15 protein-coding genes, 1 tRNA gene and 1 pseudogene are annotated in these 19,042 nt (G+C 44.0%); 12 read left to right on the forward strand and 5 right to left on the reverse strand.

Translation table 11 applies throughout. The features are described 5' to 3' along the window. The 4 genes and pseudogenes from ABYU67_RS10525 to ABYU67_RS10540 all read left to right on the forward strand — a co-directional run. A pseudogene (locus ABYU67_RS10525) lies at positions 1-445 on the forward strand (EamA family transporter RarD); the annotation flags it as partial. 252 nt (positions 446-697) lie between these two features. Then, positions 698-1,366 (forward strand): glutathione S-transferase, encoded by a 669-nt coding sequence (locus tag ABYU67_RS10530; protein ID WP_372844968.1) that lies wholly within the window; start codon positions 698-700, stop codon positions 1,364-1,366. Positions 1,367-1,458: 92 nt separating this feature from the next. Next, positions 1,459-1,740 carry a hypothetical protein gene (locus tag ABYU67_RS10535; RefSeq protein ID WP_372844970.1) on the forward strand — a complete coding sequence of 94 codons (282 nt, stop codon included), beginning with the start codon at positions 1,459-1,461 and terminating at the stop codon, positions 1,738-1,740. 31 nt (positions 1,741-1,771) lie between these two features. Beyond that, positions 1,772-2,899, forward strand: a complete 1,128-nt coding sequence (locus tag ABYU67_RS10540; RefSeq protein ID WP_372844972.1) for a ribonuclease Z — start codon at positions 1,772-1,774, stop codon at positions 2,897-2,899. A gap of 39 nt (positions 2,900-2,938) precedes the next feature. Here the strand turns inward: ABYU67_RS10540 and ABYU67_RS10545 are convergent, their stop codons facing one another. After that, a complete protein-coding gene (locus ABYU67_RS10545; RefSeq protein ID WP_372844974.1) occupies positions 2,939-3,916 on the reverse strand; it encodes an ATP-binding protein in 978 nt (325 codons plus the stop codon). A gap of 68 nt (positions 3,917-3,984) precedes the next feature. On the opposite strand from ABYU67_RS10545, the gene ABYU67_RS10550 reads away from it, so the two are divergent. Next, positions 3,985-5,019, forward strand: coding sequence for a serine/threonine-protein kinase (locus ABYU67_RS10550; protein WP_372844976.1), 1,035 nt, complete (start codon positions 3,985-3,987; stop codon positions 5,017-5,019). 94 nt (positions 5,020-5,113) lie between these two features. On the opposite strand, the gene ABYU67_RS10555 is transcribed toward ABYU67_RS10550, so the two are convergent. The 4 genes from ABYU67_RS10555 to ABYU67_RS10570 all read right to left on the reverse strand — a co-directional run bounded on the left by ABYU67_RS10555 (position 5,114) and on the right by ABYU67_RS10570 (position 10,684). Beyond that, entirely contained in the window at positions 5,114-6,730 is a 1,617-nt protein-coding gene (locus ABYU67_RS10555; RefSeq protein WP_372844978.1) for an NAD(P)/FAD-dependent oxidoreductase, read from the reverse strand. 330 nt (positions 6,731-7,060) lie between these two features. Continuing rightward, positions 7,061-7,145 (reverse strand) — tRNA-Leu (locus tag ABYU67_RS10560). 214 nt (positions 7,146-7,359) lie between these two features. Beyond that, positions 7,360-9,135, reverse strand: coding sequence for a sigma 54-interacting transcriptional regulator (locus tag ABYU67_RS10565; protein ID WP_372844980.1), 1,776 nt, complete (start codon positions 9,133-9,135; stop codon positions 7,360-7,362). A 106-nt stretch (positions 9,136-9,241) separates the two neighbouring features. After that, positions 9,242-10,684 carry a nitrogen regulation protein NR(II) gene (locus ABYU67_RS10570; protein ID WP_372844982.1) on the reverse strand — a complete coding sequence of 481 codons (1,443 nt, stop codon included), beginning with the start codon at positions 10,682-10,684 and terminating at the stop codon, positions 9,242-9,244. 134 nt (positions 10,685-10,818) lie between these two features. Between ABYU67_RS10570 and rimO the strand changes: the two genes are divergently transcribed. The 7 genes from rimO (at position 10,819) to rseP (ending at position 18,708) form a co-directional block, all read left to right on the forward strand. Continuing rightward, the gene (gene rimO, locus ABYU67_RS10575) at positions 10,819-12,447 is read left to right on the forward strand and encodes a 30S ribosomal protein S12 methylthiotransferase RimO (RefSeq protein WP_372844984.1); all 1,629 of its coding nucleotides are present in this window, start codon (positions 10,819-10,821) and stop codon (positions 12,445-12,447) included. A 183-nt stretch (positions 12,448-12,630) separates the two neighbouring features. After that, positions 12,631-13,356 (forward strand): UMP kinase, encoded by a 726-nt coding sequence (pyrH, locus tag ABYU67_RS10580; RefSeq protein ID WP_372844986.1) that lies wholly within the window; start codon positions 12,631-12,633, stop codon positions 13,354-13,356. A gap of 126 nt (positions 13,357-13,482) precedes the next feature. Continuing rightward, on the forward strand, positions 13,483-14,037 hold the full coding sequence (frr, locus tag ABYU67_RS10585; RefSeq protein ID WP_372844988.1) for a ribosome recycling factor: 555 nt from the start codon (positions 13,483-13,485) through the stop codon (positions 14,035-14,037). Between the two features lie 223 nt (positions 14,038-14,260). Further along, positions 14,261-15,019, forward strand: a complete 759-nt coding sequence (gene uppS, locus ABYU67_RS10590; protein ID WP_372844990.1) for a polyprenyl diphosphate synthase — start codon at positions 14,261-14,263, stop codon at positions 15,017-15,019. A 131-nt stretch (positions 15,020-15,150) separates the two neighbouring features. Next, positions 15,151-15,960 (forward strand): phosphatidate cytidylyltransferase, encoded by an 810-nt coding sequence (locus ABYU67_RS10595; protein ID WP_372844992.1) that lies wholly within the window; start codon positions 15,151-15,153, stop codon positions 15,958-15,960. Between the two features lie 107 nt (positions 15,961-16,067). Then, positions 16,068-17,276 (forward strand): 1-deoxy-D-xylulose-5-phosphate reductoisomerase, encoded by a 1,209-nt coding sequence (gene ispC / locus ABYU67_RS10600; RefSeq protein ID WP_372844994.1) that lies wholly within the window; start codon positions 16,068-16,070, stop codon positions 17,274-17,276. Between the two features lie 58 nt (positions 17,277-17,334). After that, positions 17,335-18,708, forward strand: coding sequence for an RIP metalloprotease RseP (gene rseP, locus ABYU67_RS10605; protein WP_372844996.1), 1,374 nt, complete (start codon positions 17,335-17,337; stop codon positions 18,706-18,708). Positions 18,709-19,042 lie beyond the last annotated feature (334 nt).

Genomic DNA, 19,042 nt, shown 5'->3' on the forward strand with positions numbered 1-19,042 from the left:
GACGGATAAATTTTGGTATCTGTTGCCGCTACTGGGTATCATCAGTACAGCGGCGATGGCACTGACTATGGTCGCTAGTCAAAAGCTGCCCGTCTCGCTATTTGGCACTTTATGCTACCTTGAGCCGATATTCCTATTTATATTTTCCATCACGATTTTGCACCAAAGCATCGATGAGGGTGGCTCGTTATTTATGTACGGTATGATTTTTATCGCGCTGCTGATTATGATTGCCGATAGTGCGCTTGGTTATGTGACTCGTAAGCGTGACGACCGCTTGCAAGGGTATAACGAGCCTCAAGTCGGCAGTTTTCCGCCGCGCCGCCGCCTAAAAAATCGCCGTATTAAAGGCGTGCTGACCGCGCATCGTTTCCGTAAGATTAGAAAATATCAGCAAAAAATAGACAAGATGACGCGCAAAATTGAAGAATTACATGCTAAATAACACTGACAGCTTAAGGGCGATAAGTTTGACTTGCTAGGCATGGTTTTGTAGCCGTGCTCTACACAGTTTCTGTGTTAAAGGCTGGTTAATTGCGCTATTATCGACAGCAGTGCTGCCACGCTGAAAACAATGCTTAATCATGCCTAATCAATCATGTCTAATGCTGCTCAAAAGGCTTAGCAATGTTAGCAATGGAATGCGGGCGCTACCTATCATTATTATTGCTTATTCACACTATAACTAGGATGGTTTATGTTACACCTTCATCATTTAGCAAACTCACGCTCGTTTCGTATTATCTGGCTATTAGAAGAGCTTGAGGTTGATTATAAACTGACTTGCTATGCGCGCAATAAAGCCTACCGCGCGCCTGACAGTTTAAAACAAATACATCCGCTCGGTCATGCGCCGATGTTAGAAGTAAATGAGCGTGTGCTCATTGAGTCAGGATTTATCATTGAGTATTTGCTTAAGCATTATGATAGCCAAAAACAATTTAAGCCTGCCGATGATAATGAAGCAGCGTGGGAAGCTTATACGTTTTGGCTGCATTTTGCCGAAGCCTCAGTAATGCCGCCATTGGTCATGCGTCTGGTATTTACCAAGGTGGTTGAACAGTCGCCCATGCTGATCAAACCTGTGAGCAAAAGCATCCGCAATCAAGTCGAAAAAAATATGATAAGCAGAAGTCTAGATACTATATTGGCGATGATGGAGCAGCATTTGCAAGACAATCATTGGTTTGCTGGTAGCGATTTCAGTGCTGCTGATATCCAAATGCATCTTGCCGTTGTCGGTGCCAATGCTGGTAAAGGATTGGATCGCAGTAAATATGCCAACATTTTAATTTGGCTCAAACGTTGTGAAGAGCGTGATGCCTTTAAGCGTGCAGAAGAGAAGGGCGGTCGTCTAAAGTTCTAAACGCGGCACATTTAATTATTAATCAATGACGAATTAATATGATAATAAAAGGTTTTGTTTATTCATAGACAAAACCTTTTTTAGGATAAAAAATGACAGACTTAAATAAATCAAATGACAAAAATATCGATATCGATGTTGATCATGATACTAATGTGGCTACTAAGCAAGGGTTTGATACAACTGCTGACAGTGTGAATCATCAGCAGGTATCTATTAAAGCTTGGTCACAAAAACTACTGGTAGTGATTTTATGCGCTGCTAGCTTTTATGGCGGCTGGAAATCTTATGAGTCCAATATGGTCAGTGAATGTACGGCCAATGGCGGAAAAATGATTGAAGGTCAAAGAACCATGGTATGTCAGTCGTTATAGCAAATAGCGACTAGGCTAAAAGAGCTTGTCTATGTTGAAGCTAACCTTTTTGGGCACCTCAGCAGGCGTGCCAACCAAGCAGCGTAATGTCACCGCCTTGGCAGTTGAATGCCTAAACCCCTATAGTTCAGGAGCAAATCAACAGCACAACAAAAAGTCGCGTCCTTGGGTTTTGATTGATTGCGGCGAAGGCACCCAGCAGCAGCTATTACATACCAAGCTATCTTTACATCAGCTGCAAGCCATTTGTATTACCCATGTGCATGGCGATCATTGCTATGGTCTGCCAGGACTATTGGCGAGTGCGGCGATGTCAGGACGTACTGCAGCGCTGACGATTATTGCTCCAAAAGCGATAGCAACGCTGCTTGAAGCGATTACTTTGACCACTGAGCTATACTTACCTTTTACCATTAATTTTATGGCGATCGAAGATATATTGTCTGAGCCAAATGATGAGCATAAAGGTAAAGTAACTGTCAATAAAGTAACTATCAATTTAGACCACCAGCATCAGCTGGTTATAGATATTTATCCTTTATCGCATCGCGTCACCTCTTATGGCTTCGGTATCACGCAAACCATCAGCCGGCGTACGCTTAATACCGATAAATTAATAGCAGCAGGTATTCCAGCAAGCGTGCTGTGGGGCAGACTGCAACAGGGCGAAGATATTGTGACCGATGACGGTCGTAAGCTTTATGCAGAAGACTATGTTGACAATGATGTGCAAAGTACACGAGTGGTGGTCGCTGGTGATAATGACACCCCAGAGTGCCTAAGCGCTGCAGTAGTCGATGCCGATTTATTGGTGCATGAGGCCACTTATACCCATGAGGTATTGAATAAGATTCAGGCAAAAAATCCAGACTTTGACCCGATGCATAGTAGCGCGCAGCTAGTAGGTAGATTTGCTGAGCAACTCGGTGTCAAAAACTTAATCCTAACCCATTTTAGCGCTCGCTATCAAAGCTTTGATAATCCAGATAGTAGTACGCCAAACATGGCGCATATTCGTATAGATGCCCAAAGTACTTATCAAGACAATCTATGGTTAGCAGCAGATTTTGACCAATATATGGTGAATGGCGCAGCAGATTTGGCAGACGAAGAAGAGGGTAGCCGCGTGCAGTACTTAGGTTCTGCACGCGGTTGTTAATCACTGACAACTGACATAAAAGTAATCTTTAATGAGGTTTTACGACTGATTGTCCTCAGCTGCCAATTGTGTCTGTCCTATCCAGTAACGGCTAAACTGATATGCTACGCGTCCTGAACGTCCACCGCGCTCTGATGCCCAGCGTAATGCTGCGGCTCTTATATTATCTGGTAGCGCCTTATTGGCTGTTTCGACATCAACTTTATTAACATCATTTTCTTTAACGTCATTAGCATCATCTAAAGTTTGTTTCTGCAAAAGTGATAAATAATGGTGCACGATGTGTAAGTAAGTGTTTTGATCCATAGGATGGAATGACAACCAAAGCCCAAAGCGATCAGACAGCGAGACTGTCTCATCTATGGTTTCATAAGGATTGACTTCATCGGTCTGACCATTATAAATATTGACATTGTCTTTCATCAGCTGTGGCAACAGATGACGGCGATTACTGGTGGCATAAACCAATAGCTTGTCTTGCTCTGAATCCAGCGCGCCGTCTAGCACACTTTTAAGCGTCCGATAGCTCTCATCTTGACCGTTAAAGGCCAAATCATCACAGTACACCACATAATGACAGCCACAATCCGCTGGCAGCGCATTAATGGCAGCGCGTATCTTATCAAGTACGCGCAGGTCATCACGGGCAATTTCAATAATACGCAGCCCTTCGCTATGATAAGCTTGTAGCAGTGCCCGAATCAGCGATGATTTGCCAGCGCCGCGTGTACCTGTCATTAGTACGTGATTGGCAGGATAGCCCTTTAGAAATTGCCGTGTATTTTGTACCAGTTTTGCCTTTTGGGTATCGATACCGTGCAAGTCATCTAAACTTAAAAATAAGTTCACTGCCAATGGCTCTAAATGCCCCTGATGACCACCGACCCAGCGATAGGCCAGCTGTTCAGGGTCAATCTCAATAGTTGGCGTGACTTGCTCTTGCAGATACTGTCCAAGCAAATTCAATAAATGATCGGGCAGGGCGTAATTGATAACAGGCTTAGTGGATTGGGGCATAATACTTGGTCGCTCGTAAAATTAAAATGACGTTTGGCATACTAGACGTATAAAGGCTTCACTTTACCATGAAACATAATGCCAGTAATTCCTCTAATATAAAAGCGTGTACAAAGCAGACACTACAAACGCAAGCGCAGCAAATTCTGCCAACACTGACGACGTTATTCTCAAGCTTGAATTATAGCGAGATTTCTCATCAGCGCATCAGCCAGCAAGCTCATAATAGTAAGTATGATTTTCAAGGCTTAACGCGTGCCCAGCATCCACAGTTTGATCAGGTAATGATTAAATGGCAGTTAAGTGCTGACAGCAAGAAAAATTCGGCTGATTTAGTTTATGAGGCTGACGTTTTAAAATCTATAAACATATCAATCAGTGAAAACAGCCTGCCTGCTATCGCGCCACCAATACTAGCCTACGATAACGTCACCATTCAAATACTAAAACCGTTTTCGCAGCTAACGATACTTGTGATGCCATATTATCCAAACGGCAGCTTGACAACTCAGCTTAATATTCAAAATCACTCACTATTAACTGACGTACAAAAGCATTGTTTTATGGTGCAATCTGCGTATCTTATATCTCATCTACATAACGCTGGCTGGCTACATAATGATATTAAGCCCAGTAATATTTTGCTAGATGGTTTTTTGCCAAATCATGCGGATAATAGCCGTATCACGTTTGATTTGTTATTGACAGATTTTGCTTTGGCAGAGCCATTTAACAATGATATTTCTCAAATCAGCGATAAAAATAGTAAGGGACATAGTGCTGGTACGCCAGCCTATCTTGCCCCTGAACGCTGGCAAGGGCAGCATGCAACAGTACAAAGTGATATTTATGCGTTTGGGATAATGATGGTTGAGATATTAACGGGCAAGCGACCGTTTAAGATAGATAATCCGAGTAGTGAGCCGCTAAGAGAGTGGACGCTTCAGCATTGCCAACAGCCAATTCCAGAATTGCATTTAAAGCATAGTCGCTATCAAGGCATCATTGAGAAAGCGTTGGCGAAGCGGGTGGAGAGAAGGTATCGAAGTATGGATGAGATATTGGTAGATTTAACATCATTAGACAATAGCATTGATCATTAAAAATTCTGATAAACAGACCGCAATATTGTTTATCAGAATTAGGATAATGTTTGACTAAAACCTAATTTACTCCAATAACTGCCTAAAACCGTTCTTACTCTATCTTCAACATTGATTTCGCCACAGCTTCGGCTACTTTAATGCCATCAATCCCTGCTGATAATATGCCGCCTGCGTAACCAGCGCCTTCACCTGCAGGGAACAAGCCTTTGGTGTTAATGCTTTGGAATTCTTTATTGCGCTTAATACTTATTGGTGACGATGTTCTGGTTTCTACGCCAGTGAGTAAACCGTCATCAGATGAAAATCCTTGGATTTTTTTATTAAACGCTGGAATAGCTTCACGTATGGCATCCACGGCAAAATCGGGCAGTGCTTTGCTTAAGTCGGTCAAGGTAATGCCCGGTGTGTATGACGGGTTAACATCACCCAATTCTGAATTTGGTTTGCCTTTTAAGAAATCACCAATGGTTTGCGCTGGTGCATTGTAGTTTTTGCCGCCCAATTCAAACGCTAAAGTCTCTAGTTGTCTTTGTAAGTCGATACCAGCAAGAGGGTGGTTTGGGTAATCCCGCTCTGGGTCGATGCCGACAACAATAGCGCTGTTGGCGTTACGCTCGTTCCTTGAATATTGGCTCATGCCGTTAGTGACCACACGGCCTTCTTCTGATGTTGCGGCAACCACGGTTCCGCCTGGACACATACAGAAGCTATAGACAGAACGACCATTTTTACAATGATGAACCAGTTTGTAATCCGCCGCGCCAAGTATCTCGTTTCCAGCATTGTCGCCAAAGCGTGCTTGGTCTATGGTTGACTGTTTATGTTCAATTCTGAAGCCAATTGAGAAAGGTTTTGCTTCAACATACACGCCTTTATCATAGATCATTTGGAAGGTATCACGGGCGCTATGACCAACAGCAAGAATAACATGGTTGGTGTGTAAGGTTTCGCCACTATGAAGGGTCACGCCAGTTACTTTTGAGTCAGTGATATGCAAGTCATCTACGCGAGTAGAAAAACGGACTTCGCCACCGAGTTTTATAATCTCAGCACGCATTTTTTCTACCATGCTGACTAACTTAAAAGTACCTATGTGCGGTTTACTGACAAATAAAATCTCCTCTGGTGCGCCTGCGCTAACAAATTCTGTCATGACTTTACGGCCATAATGATTTGGATCTTTCACTTGGCTATATAATTTTCCATCAGAAAAGGTACCGGCGCCGCCTTCGCCAAATTGTACGTTTGATTCTGTGTTTAATTTGCGCTGACGCCAAAAGCCAAAGGTGTCTTTGGTGCGTTGTCTGACTTCATTACCACGTTCAATGATAATAGGTTTAAAACCCATTTGAGCAAGGGTGAGTCCAGCCATTAATCCACAAGGACCAAAACCAATCACAACAGGGCGCTCAGTTAAATTTTCTGGCGCCTCACCTACGTATTTATAGCTGGTATCGGGTGTTGCTTTAACATGGCTGTCTGACTCAAACTGAACCAGTAAATCATGAGTTAAATCCGAGTCGGTCAGTGTGATGTCTAGCGTATAAATTAATTGGATATTTCTCTTATTACGAGCGTCATAACCACGTTTAAATATAACAACTGCGTCTATTTGTTCAGCAGAAATTTTAAGTTTTGTTGTTATGGCTGTTGTTAAATCTTCAGGTGTATGATTTAACGGCAGTTTAATTTCAGTTAAACGTATCATTGGTTACTCACAAGCTAGTGTCGGAAACATTCGCGCATTTTACTGCTACTGATACAAATAAGCGAATAAATATTTTACTTACGCAGAATAAATTTACGAATTTATATTGTAGCTTGAAAACGACCCGCCACCTTAAATTATAAATGGTAATGTTTATGGCGTTCATCGTTGGTGATAACTGGATTAAATGCAACTACCCAGACTGTGTTGCAGTATGTCCCGTGGATGCATTTTATGAGTATACTAAAAATGAGATATCAAATGACAGGCACAAAAAAACCTGCTAAAAAGCAGGCTTTAATATTTGGTCTAAGATGTACTATCCGAAAATGGTGGGGCTGGAGAGACTCGAACTCTCACACCTTACGGCGCCAGAACCTAAATCTGGTGCGTCTACCAATTCCGCCACAGCCCCATTTTCGTTACCTTACCATCTTTGGCGTTGATGTTCAAACCCCATTGAGATAAATAACTGATTCGGTAGTGCGTCTCAGTGGTTGGCTATTATATAGAGTTTGAAATGTTTGGCAAGCCCTATTTGCATTTATTTTTGATTATTTTGCATTTATTTTCACGTATTTTTATAAGTAATTGATATTAATAGTATTTATATTTATATATTCGAAGCTTTAATAACGATTATTTTGTCCTTCTGCTAAAGAGATATCTAATTGCTGTAATTTACGTGTCAGGGTATTGCGTCCCCAACCGAGTAAATTGGCAGCGGCTATCTTTTTGCCACCACTATGGTTGAGCGCTGCTGTCAGTAGAACACGCTCAAACTCAGGGGTTGCCGTCTGCAAAATATCGGTTTCTCCTGTTTGTAGCGATTGCTCAGCCCAAGCAGCCAATGCTTGTTGCCAGCTTGAATGGTGGGGATGAGGGTGTGTTTGGTCATTGTCAGTCGTAGCTTGTGAAGGCAGATGTTGCTGTTGATACGCTTCTAAATCAGACGAGATATTTTCAAGTAGCTCTGGTGGCAAGTCATCCACCATCACGGTGTCGCCTGTGGCCATCACGGTCAACCAAAGGCAGACATTCTCAAGCTGGCGGACATTGCCGCGCCATTCAAAAGCCTGCATGATATGTAGCGCTGACGGATGTAGCTGTTTTTCTGCGCTATTCATCTGTTCAGCAGCGCGCTGCATAAAGTAATGGGCTAATGCTGGAATGTCTTCCGGTCGTGTCCGTAATGGCGGCAGGGGCAAGCGAATAACATTGAGACGATAAAACAGATCTTCACGGAATTTGCCTTGCTTGACCAGTTCTTCTAAGTTTTGATGGGTAGCGGCAATGATGCGTACATTTACTTTGACGGGCTGCTGGCCACCGACGCGAAAAAACTCACCATTGGCCAGTACTCGTAGCAGCCGAGTTTGGGTGCTATAAGGCATATCGCCAATTTCATCTAAAAACAATGTCCCACCATCCGCTTGCTCAAAACGCCCTTGTCGCGTTGTCGTCGCCCCAGTAAACGCCCCTTTTTCGTGACCGAATAATTCAGATTCAATCAAATCATGTGGAATGGCGGCCATATTAAGAGCAATAAAAGGTTGCTGGCGGCGCGGTGAATGCTGGTGCAACGCACTGGCAACCAATTCTTTACCCGTGCCTGATTCCCCAGTAATCAAGACGGTAATAGGTGAGTGCGCTAAGCGCCCAATGGCACGAAATACCGTTTGCATCGCTTGTGACTGTCCAATGATGCCACTTGGATTGTCATTATTTGGGGGTGTAGGTTTTTCCTGAGCCTTATTTTTAGCAGTTTTAGGGAGTTTTTTAGCTGATTTGACTACATTTGGCTTGCTCGCAGGCTGTTTTTTGGCATCGGTACTTACGTTCGTATTAGATTCGATTAAATGATTTGAGACGACTGGATTTGGCTGATAATTAATAGCTTTATAAATCGTAACGACTGCATCATCCAAATCAAACGGTTTTGGCAGATATTCAAAAGCACCTGTCTGATAGCTATTGATAGCAGAGGTAAGATCGGAATGGGCAGTCATAATGACAATGGGCAGCTTAGGGAAATGCTCATGTACCCAATCACTAAAAGACAAACCATCCATCATGGGCATACGAATATCAGTCAATATTACGTCAGGCAACTGAGCGACAGACTCCTGTTGTTGCAAAATATCGTTGAGGCGTGTCCACGCCGCTTGCGCTTGGGTAAAGCTAATAACCGTCAATCCTGCGTCTTCAAAAGTATCTGCCAACACCAAACGCAGTGCTGCGTCGTCATCGATGAGCCATAGCGTTGCAGGGTTAGCATCGGGCGCGTTATTGACTGTTACTTTTGTCGCTTGTTTATCAGGTTCTCGTATGGCTTGATTGTCTGATGGTTGGGCAGAGCCTTGATTATCGCTATGTGATAGGGCGTTGTCATTATATGCAGTCATTTATCAGGCCTAATAAGCAAGGGATTTAGGGTTATTGTTTTATAATTTGGGTCAAGGTTTTGAAGTCATGGGTATTGGCTGTTTGAAGCTCAGGGTATTGGCTATTTTAAGCATGGTGCGCTGGCTGATTGAAAGGCAAGTAAAGCGTAAAACTGGTGTGTTGATGGTTATAATTATTTTTGACAGCATCGCTAAAGCTTTTTGATTGCTGAGAGCTCACGTCAATCATACCATGATGATGGCTAATGATATCTTGTACGATAGACAATCCTAGCCCCGTCCCAGCGGCACGGCTGGTCACCATCGGGAAAAATATTTGTCCGATTAATGCCGGATCAATGCCTGAGCCGTTATCGGTAATATTGATTTGCAGGACTTGCTTGTGCTGTTGCCCAGCAATGGTATGTTGAAAAGCAATTCGGGTTTGAATGTGTAGCGTTGGCTTATAACTGGTGATCTCATCACTGCTCGTTGGTAGGGCAGCAAGTTGTTTCGCCTTAGGCTCAAACGACTCTCTTTGCTGTAGCGTCTGCTCAAACTCAGTCATCGATTCACAGGCATTATTAATCAGGTTTAAAAATACCTGTATTAGCTGATTTTTATCCGCGCTTAACTCAGGTAATGACAAATCATAATCGCGCTGTAGCGTCACGTGCGGATATTGATTAACGATCAAAGACAACACATGCTCCAGTGGCTCATGGATGTTTAGCGTTTGCCAATTTGGTAATTGATTGGAGCCAAGGAGTTTCCCGATAAGATGGGTTAGACGATCGGTCTCTGAGATGATGATATCAGTATAATTACGCAGTTTTTCAGCGGTTTTTTGTAGAGGGTTATTTGGGTTAAAAGTAGGGTTTGTGCCAAGAATAGCAGGAGGAGAACTATTAAGAGGCGAGACATCACTGAATTTGATGAATTGCCGCTGTAATAATTGCGCCGCCCCGCGTATACCGGCAAGCGGATTTTTGATTTCATGAGCGACCGAGCGCAGCATATGACGGGCAATATTATATTGCTGCTGCTGGCGCTGCTCCTCTGAGATGCGACTTTGGCGATCCTTGCCCCACATCTCAATAATAAAGTAGGGCTGCTGCTCATAAATGACAGGGGTCACGCTATAATCGACTGAAAATGTTAAATTACCATTTAGCGGCGTGCTGATAAGGTGATCATGATCGATAAAGGGTTGTTGATACCGCTTTGCTTGCTGAAATCGCTCTTTTAAAGAGCAGGTTTGTTCATGGCTATTTTCGCCACTACTTTTATTGACAGTCACATATTTATCATGGTGAGCATAGTTGTCATGGTTATCACTGTCATGAGTGCTATCGGCTGCTTTCAATACGTCGGATGTTTCAGATGCAAGCAGGGTCAATATAGACTGACCCAGTAAGCGACTACTACTAATAGCGAGTAGTTGTTCGGCTTGGGCATTGAGCCAAGTGATGGTCAAGTCATCATTGATCCATAAAATAGCGGTGAACAAATGCTGTGACATAAATGCTAAGTCAGGTGTTGGTTTTACGGTTGTCAAATGAGTTGTCATGGCGATTGCCTAGAAGAAAAAAAGACGCAATTAATATTTAACCATAAATCAACCCTATAGAGCGGCAAAACTGGCGATTTTTGTAAAAAAAACGTACAATGCGCACAGCCAATTTATCTCTAGCAAGGTCAGCCATGCCCAACACTTCTACCGAGTCGGTTAATACGACTGTTACTACCTCACCGTCAACTTCGACGCCAACAGATTCTATGCCAACAGATTCTATGCCAACAGACTTTACGCCAAAAGACACTGCCATACTTTTTAATCCTGCCAAGCCAGCAGCCATGTCTGCGCAAAGCTCTACGGACAGTATTCAGCCTTACCATCATAAAGCCAATCATAATCAAAACCGTAGCATTGAGCAAAGCAGCGACGTGGTTTCAGCAGCGTCAGCAGTCAATGTCAATGCGCCAGTGAACGCAGCACCAAAGATTGGGTTTGTGTCACTAGGCTGCCCAAAAGCGCTGGTCGATAGTGAGCGCATTATCACAGAGCTTAGCCGTGACGGTTACCAAGTGGCGAGCGACTATGATGGCGCAGACCTTGTCGTGGTCAATACCTGCGGCTTTATTGAGTCTGCGGTACAAGAGTCGCTTGATGCCATTGGTGAAGCAATTAGCAAAAACGGTAAGGTGATTGTAACGGGCTGCTTAGGTAAAGAAGCGGACAAAATCCGTGAAATGCACCCAGCCGTACTAGCTGTAACCGGCGCGCATGCGTATGACGAAGTGATTACAGCGGTGGCGCAGCATGTACCTAGACCCAACCGCAGTCTGGATGCCAATTACGATCCAAAAATAGATTTGATTAATGAGGCGGGTATCAAATTAACCCCAAGCCATTATGCTTATCTTAAAATCTCAGAAGGTTGTAACCATCGTTGTACTTTTTGCATCATTCCAAGCTTACGTGGAGACTTGGTATCGCGTCCGATTGATAGTGTGATGAATGAAGCACTGGCGTTAAAAAAAGCGGGCGTGAAAGAGCTATTGATTATCTCGCAAGATACTTCCGCTTATGGGCTGGATTTGAAATATAAAACCAGTTTTTGGAATGGCATGCCGCTTAAGTCAAAATTTTATGACTTATGCCAAGCGTTAAATGATTTGGGTATTTGGGTGCGTCTGCATTATGTTTATCCGTATCCGCATGTCGATAAAGTGGTTGAGCTAATGGGCGAGAAGAAGCTACTGCCGTATCTTGATATCCCATTCCAACATGCCAGCCATCGCATCCTAAAAGCGATGAAACGCCCGGCGCATAGCGAAAATACCTTGGCGCGCATCCACGCATGGCGTGAGATTTGCCCTGATATCGTCATTCGCTCAACCTTCGTTGTTGGCTTCCCAGGGGAAACTGAAGAAGATTTTCAATGTCTGCTTGATTGGTTGGTTGAGGCGCGCCTTGATCGCGTCGGTGCCTTTACTTATTCAGAGGTCGAAGGAGCGGTCGCCAATGACTTGCCAAATCATGTACCAGAAGAGATTAAGCAAGAGCGCTATGAGCGTTTGATGGCGCTACAGCAAGATATCTCAGCGCAAAAACTGCAAGAAAAAATCGGCAAAACCTTGATGGTTTTAGTGGATGAGATTGATAGTGAAGAGGGCGTTGCGATTTGTCGTAGCTATGCTGATGCGCCTGAGATTGACGGTCATGTCTATGTCGATGACATCACTGCTGAGGTGAAAGTAGGTCAGTTCTTAACCGTCACTATTGACGATGCTAGTGAATATGATCTATTTGCCAGTTATCAAGCTTAAAGCCCAAACATAATATGTCAGTGAAAATTGCCCAACAGCGGGCAGTTTTTGCTACAATTAGCGCAATTTGACTGTGGTACCTGCTTATCAATCAGCACCGCACTAGCGTCAAGTCTCAAAGCAAACTCTATTTGTATTTTACTGATAACTTTACTTATAATTTAATACTGACAAGGTGACCTCATGTCTGACAAAAACCCGCGTTATTCTCGTATCTTGCTAAAACTCTCTGGTGAAGCTTTAGCTGGTACCAAAGATATGGGTATCGATACCGAAGTGCTCGATAAGATGAGCTTGTCTATCGCTCATTTGCGCGGACTTGGGGTGCAAGTGGGGATTGTCGTTGGCGGTGGTAACTTATATCGCGGCGCGCAGCTACAAAAAGAGGGTTTGGTCGGCCGCGTCACAGGCGATCAAATGGGTATGCTTGCAACCGTCATGAACGGTCTTGCCATGCGTGATGCGCTTGAGCGCCGTAATATCAAAACGCGCCTAATGTCAGCATTGCCGATTGGTGAAGTCACTGAAAGCTATAGCAGTCGTAATGCGATTCGTTATCTTAAAAATGGTGAAGTGTGTATCTTTGTTGCTGGTACGGGTAACCCTTTCTTTACCACTGATACCGCCGCTTGCTTACGCGGAATTGAAATCGAAGCAGGTTTGATTCTAAAAGCGACCAAAGTAGATGGCGTTTATGATAAAGACCCAAGCTTACATGCTGATGCGGTTAAATATGACGGTCTAACCTTTGATGAGGTGCTAGAGCAGAAATTAGGCGTGATGGATTTAACCGCTATTGCATTATGCCGTGAGCACGATGTGCCATTACAAGTGTTTGATATGAATAAGCCCAATGCCTTATTAAATGTGGTGATGGGTGAGAATGAAGGCACCCGCGTCTATCATTAATAGCGTAGACGAATACATGATAAAAGAGAGGTGGCGGCAAGACCGCTACTTATCGATAAAAATACCCAAACCGTTTTTATAATAAACAATAAATGATTTATCGATCGCGATAAATAAGGATACCTCATGATTAAAGAGATTAAGCAAGACGGCGAAGCGCGCATGCAAAAAACCTTGGAAGCGCTTGAAAGCACTTTTAGCAAGGTGCGTACTGGTCGCGCGCACCCAGGTATGTTGACAGGTGTGATGGTCAGCTACTATGGGTCGCCTACGCCGTTAAATCAAGTAGCAAGCGTTAACGTTGAAGATTCGCGTACGTTACTGGTGCAGCCATTTGACCGTACTATGGTACAAGCAATCGACAAAGCCATTCGCGAAGCAGACTTGGGTCTGAACCCAATGACAGCTGATGTAATCCGTGTGCCCATGCCAGCATTGACAGAAGAAACTCGAAAAGATATGCAAAAATTGGCACGTGGCGAAGCAGAAAACAGCCGCGTTTCTATTCGTAATATCCGCCGTGATATGATGAATGACATCAAAGAGTTGGCAAAAGAAAAAGAGATATCAGAGGATGATGAGCGCCGCGCCAGTGATGATATTCAAAAAATCACTGACAAGTATATTGAAACGATTGATAGCCGTTTGAGCAAAAAAGAAAGCGAATTGATGGAAGTGTAAACACATCTCTTTACTATCAGAAATGCCACGCTATCCATGTTTTATATAACGAGTCGCTAAAAACAACCAGCCAATATCAAAGTACTATTGGCTGGTTGTTGCCGTGTATAAAATGATGGGTTTGCCATCGATACTTTTTAATCATTTATAAATACGTGCTAGGATTTTACGTAGCCTGTCGCGCCTCATGATTATTTTACTCAAACAACAAGCAAGTCAGCCTATGTCTATGTCAGAGAATTCAGTTCCAGCCCTTCTTCCACGCCATATCGCTGTCATCATGGACGGCAATAATCGCTATGGTAAAGTCCATAATTTAGGTAAAGGTCAGGGACATATCGCTGGCAAAGATGCGCTAGACCCGATTGTTGAGTACTGCGTCAGTACGGGTATTGAGGTTTTAACCGTATTTGCCTTTTCTAGCGAAAATTGGCAACGCCCAGCAAGCGAAGTGGCTCTACTGATGCATTTGCTGAGCTTAACCATTAATGAGCAAATGCCTCGTATGGTCAAATACCGTATTCGCCTGCGTTTTATTGGCGACCGCAGTCAGCTCAGTGAGGATTTGCAGTCATTAATGGCAGATGCTGAAGCAAAAACGGCTGATTTTGATGCCATGACCTTAGTTATCGCCATCAGTTATGGCGGTAAATGGGATATTGCTCATGCAGCAAAACAGCTGGTACAGCAAGTGCAGGCAGGTCATTTGTCAATTGATGATATCGACAAGGATAAACTTGGTGCGTATGTGCAATTGGCAGATGCGCCAGAAGTAGACATGCTGATACGTACCGGCGGCGAGTACCGTCTCTCAAACTTCTTATTGTGGCAAGCAGCCTATGCTGAGCTGTTCTTTACCCCAACACTATGGCCAGATTTTAGTGTCGATGAGCTTGCTGCTATGCTAGAGGATTTTGCTCAACGTCAGCGCCGCTTTGGTAAAACCAGTGAGCAAGTAGCGACAGCGCAGCAAATATCTTAGGTCATGCTTTTTCTGATATTAGGCGACTTTTGTCAAATTTAATCACTTTCAATAGCATGCCTCACCATCAATACGCTATTATAGTCAGCAGTTTGACCAAATGTCCTTCATTGTTATAAGGCTCAATAAGTATGTGGCAACGAATTAAAACGGCAGTTGTTCTCGTTATTATCGTTGGTATTGCAATGTTTGCGAGCCAAACCCCTATATTTTTTGCCCCGCTTTTGGCGATTGGGGTCATTATCGCGGCCCATGAGTGGACAAAACTGATGCCAAAATGGCGTCAACCAGCCATATTTGTCCTATTGGTATTGCTATTAACGCTTGTGTCACTGATGTTTAAAGTCACATGGCTGTTTTGGTGGGCAGCCTCTCTCGTTATATGGTTGATGGCGCTGTCTTGGGTACGAGTTTTCCCAACCTCTACCAATTGGTATGGTAAACAGTTGGCACTGATGGGTGCTGTCATACTAACGGCAGCTATTACGGCCATGTTTTACTTATGGCAACTATCGGCATGGTGGCTACTGTACGTGTTTTTATTGGTTTGGTGCGCTGACAGTGGTGCTTACTTTGTTGGACGCAAGCTTGGTCGCCGAAAAATGGCACCGAATGTCTCGCCCAATAAAAGCATCGAAGGGTTGGCAGGTGGCTTAGTGACGGGCTTATTGGTGGTCGTAATTATCAGTGTCTTTAAATTACAATTGACGGGCGCTGCCCTTATCGCATTTGTGGCATTGTCAGCGCTGACCATTTTGGCATCCGTGCTGGGCGATCTGTTCGAATCCATGCTCAAACGGCGCGCGCTTGTTAAAGATTCAGGAACGATTTTGCCGGGGCATGGCGGTGTGCTTGACCGTATTGATTCGCTGTTGTCTGCCACGCCGATCTTTGCGCTAGGTTTTTGGGCAATACAGCAGTTTGGTTTGATTGTTGTTTGATTTGCCTGAACCTATCAACACGGCTGTATTCGTTATCTGACAACCCATAAGCGTGGCAGCTGATTGAATTTTCACCGTATTATTTATATTATTACTTATAGGCATCCATGGTTATGACCCAACGTATCGCCGTATTAGGCGCGACAGGCTCGATTGGCGACAGCACGTTAGCCATCTTGGCGGCACAACCACAGCATTATGACGTTTATGCACTATCTGGCTATCATCGTTTAGAGAAGCTATTAACCCTTTGTCAGCAGTTTTCTCCTAAGCGGGTTGGCGTGCCGACAGCGGCGGTTGATGATTTTGCACAGCGTCTGAAAGCTGCCGGTCTCGATATCGAGGTGGTCGGCGGTGATGCAGGGCTTGTGGATATTGCGACCGATTCACAAACGGATACGGTTGTCGCTGCTATCGTTGGCGCTGCAGGCTTGTCTTCTACCTTAGCTGCTGCGCGTGCAGGCAAGCGTATTTTACTGGCTAATAAAGAAGCACTGGTCATGGCAGGGCAAGTGATGATCAATGCGGTCAAAACCCATCATGCAACCTTGCTGCCGCTTGATTCTGAACATAATGCTATTTTTCAGTGCTTGCCCTTTGCCATTCAGCAAGATAACACGCAAATCCATCAGCCAAATCATGGCATACGTAAGCTGTGGCTAACGGCTTCTGGCGGACCGTTTTTACAGCAGTCATTTACACAGATGCAGCAAGCAAGCGTCGCTGAAGCGGTCAAACACCCCAACTGGTCAATGGGGCAAAAAATATCCGTTGATTCTGCTACCATGATGAATAAGGGGCTTGAGCTGATTGAAGCCTGTCATTTATTTGATTTGCCTGAAAATAGGATAAATGTGGTCATTCATCCACAAAGTATCATTCACTCAATGGTAGAATATAGCGATGGCAGTTTTTTGGCGCAGCTTGGCAGCCCAGATATGAAAACCCCTATCGCCCATGCCCTAAGCTATCCGGATCGTATTGACAGTGGCTCACAACCATTAGATCTATTTGCGCTCAATGGTTTGGAGTTTATCGAGCCTGATTTGCAAAAATTTGCCTGTTTGCGTCTGGCACGAGAGGCGATGCAAGCGGGTACGCACGCGACTATCATTTTAAATGCAGCCAATGAGATTGCAGTAGCCGCATTTTTAAATAATCAAATTCGTCTGACCGATATCGCTGATATCAATGAGCAAGCATTAAATGATATACAGGTACCGCCATTAAACGATACAGCAGACATAGAAGATATTTTAGTCATTGATAAAATAGCCCGCCACCTTACTGATAAGCTTGTGGCAAAATTGGCGTAATGATATCGAGAACCAGCTAATTGATAAAAGCTGTTGAGAAACATACAGAGAGATAATCATGACGTTTTTATTAACGCTGCTTGCGGCAATCTTTGTCTTAGGTCCGCTGATTGCCCTGCATGAGTGGGGGCATTACATCGTGGCGCGGCTTTGCGGCGTTAAAGTGCTTACTTATTCGATCGGTTTTGGTCCCAAGCTCTTTGGCTGGACCAGTAAGAAAAGCGGCATTGATTATCGTATTTCAGCGCTGCCACTTGGCGGCTATGTCAAGATGCTTGATGAGCGTGAAGGTGAGGTGGCAAAAGATGAGCAGCATTTGGCATTTAATCGCCAGCATCCGCTTAAGAAGATAGCGATTGTGGCTGCTGGTCCTATCATGAACTTTGTGATTGCCATTGCGCTATTCTGGGTGTTATTTATGACTCCATCAGAGCAGCTTGCTACCAAGATTGGTCAGGTACTGCCAGATACGCCCGCTGCAATAGCACAGCTGCCGGTCGGTGATAAGATCATTGCAATCGACGGTCATGATGTGCAGACGTGGGAGGGGATTAACTATCGCCTTGCTGGGCGTATGGGTGAGACAACCAATATCAGTGTGACGTTGCAGTCTGAAGTAGATAAGGGTATGACCAAGACTTACCAAGCGCCTGTGCAAGAATTCATGCAAGGCGCTGCGCAAGGTAAGGATGCCTTATCAAGCTTTGGTATGATACCGTGGCAGCCAAATATCGCACCAATAGTCGGTGATTTAACACCTGATGGCGCGGCCAGTCGTCAAGGTCTCAAAGTGGGAGACCGTATCACGGCTATCAATGATAAAGTCATTGACGACTGGATCAGCGCTACTCGCATTATCCGTGACAATCCTGAGACTTTGCTGACATTTAGCGTATTGCGTGATGATCAGCCGATTGAGTTACAGATTATGCCGCAAGGTAAAAAGGACAATTTAGGTAACGATTATGGACAAATTGGTGCTATGGTGGCACAGTCTGAGATTGTTATTCCTGATGAGTATAAAACCACGGTGGTCTATGGTCCAGCGGAGTCATTAGTCAAATCGTTTGAAAAAACTGAGCAATTAGCCGTTATGACTGTCAGCTCAATGGGCAAGATGCTATCAGGTATGATTGGTCTTGATAATTTGTCAGGTCCGATTACCATAGCCAAAGTCGCCAAGCAAAGCTTTGATATTAGCTGGCAGATGGTTTTATCTACCGCAGCTTTGATCAGCTTGAGCCTTGCTGTCTTGAATCTGTTGCCCATTCCCGTATTAGATGGCGGTCATATTGTCTATTATTTGATTGAGCTAATACGCGGTAAGCCACTCTCTGAGGGCGTACAAATGGTGGGCTTAAATATCGGTTTACTCTTGCTGGCAGGTTTCATGGTGTTAGCAATTGGTAATGATATCAGTCGGCTGTTTTGATGACATAATCTACTTCTTGCACAGTAAGAGGCGATAGAGCAATGGTTTTATGTTTCTGCGCTGTCTATTACTAGCTTTATAGATGATTTCTTTTATGGCTGTGCTGCTGTACTAATTTTATATTTTAGTTTATTTTATGACGCGTTTTATATAAAGTGTTCTGAGCCTGCCTTGTATGTGTTTATAATATGACGCAGCAGAGTCTGGGCAAGAAGTGCTTTTCAACTTAACTTAAGCAAGTTTTTTATTGACGGATAGTGTTTATGCGTACGCCTTTATTTATGAGCGCGGCTGGGTTGCCGTTAGTTGTAGCAATGATGAGTATGCCGGTTCA

Origin of the sequence: Psychrobacter sp. (genome assembly GCF_041554015.1) — a bacterium.
In the GTDB taxonomy this organism is placed as follows: Bacteria; Pseudomonadota; Gammaproteobacteria; order Pseudomonadales; family Moraxellaceae; genus Psychrobacter.

Excerpts from the sequence above, each read along its gene's own strand:
- ABYU67_RS10530 (WP_372844968.1), top strand. The coding sequence starts at position 698 with ATGTTACACCTTCATCATTTAGCAAACTCACGCTCGTTTCGTATTATC.
- ABYU67_RS10535 (WP_372844970.1), top strand. The coding sequence starts at position 1,459 with ATGACAGACTTAAATAAATCAAATGACAAAAATATCGATATCGATGTT.
- ABYU67_RS10540 (WP_372844972.1), top strand. The coding sequence starts at position 1,772 with ATGTTGAAGCTAACCTTTTTGGGCACCTCAGCAGGCGTGCCAACCAAG.
- ABYU67_RS10545 (WP_372844974.1), bottom strand. The coding sequence starts at position 3,916 with ATGCCCCAATCCACTAAGCCTGTTATCAATTACGCCCTGCCCGATCAT.
- ABYU67_RS10550 (WP_372844976.1), top strand. The coding sequence starts at position 3,985 with ATGAAACATAATGCCAGTAATTCCTCTAATATAAAAGCGTGTACAAAG.
- ABYU67_RS10555 (WP_372844978.1), bottom strand. The coding sequence starts at position 6,730 with ATGATACGTTTAACTGAAATTAAACTGCCGTTAAATCATACACCTGAA.
- ABYU67_RS10565 (WP_372844980.1), bottom strand. The coding sequence starts at position 9,135 with ATGACTGCATATAATGACAACGCCCTATCACATAGCGATAATCAAGGC.
- ABYU67_RS10570 (WP_372844982.1), bottom strand. The coding sequence starts at position 10,684 with ATGACAACTCATTTGACAACCGTAAAACCAACACCTGACTTAGCATTT.
- rimO (WP_372844984.1), top strand. The coding sequence starts at position 10,819 with ATGCCCAACACTTCTACCGAGTCGGTTAATACGACTGTTACTACCTCA.
- pyrH (WP_372844986.1), top strand. The coding sequence starts at position 12,631 with ATGTCTGACAAAAACCCGCGTTATTCTCGTATCTTGCTAAAACTCTCT.
- frr (WP_372844988.1), top strand. The coding sequence starts at position 13,483 with ATGATTAAAGAGATTAAGCAAGACGGCGAAGCGCGCATGCAAAAAACC.
- uppS (WP_372844990.1), top strand. The coding sequence starts at position 14,261 with ATGTCTATGTCAGAGAATTCAGTTCCAGCCCTTCTTCCACGCCATATC.
- ABYU67_RS10595 (WP_372844992.1), top strand. The coding sequence starts at position 15,151 with ATGTGGCAACGAATTAAAACGGCAGTTGTTCTCGTTATTATCGTTGGT.
- ispC (WP_372844994.1), top strand. The coding sequence starts at position 16,068 with ATGGTTATGACCCAACGTATCGCCGTATTAGGCGCGACAGGCTCGATT.
- rseP (WP_372844996.1), top strand. The coding sequence starts at position 17,335 with ATGACGTTTTTATTAACGCTGCTTGCGGCAATCTTTGTCTTAGGTCCG.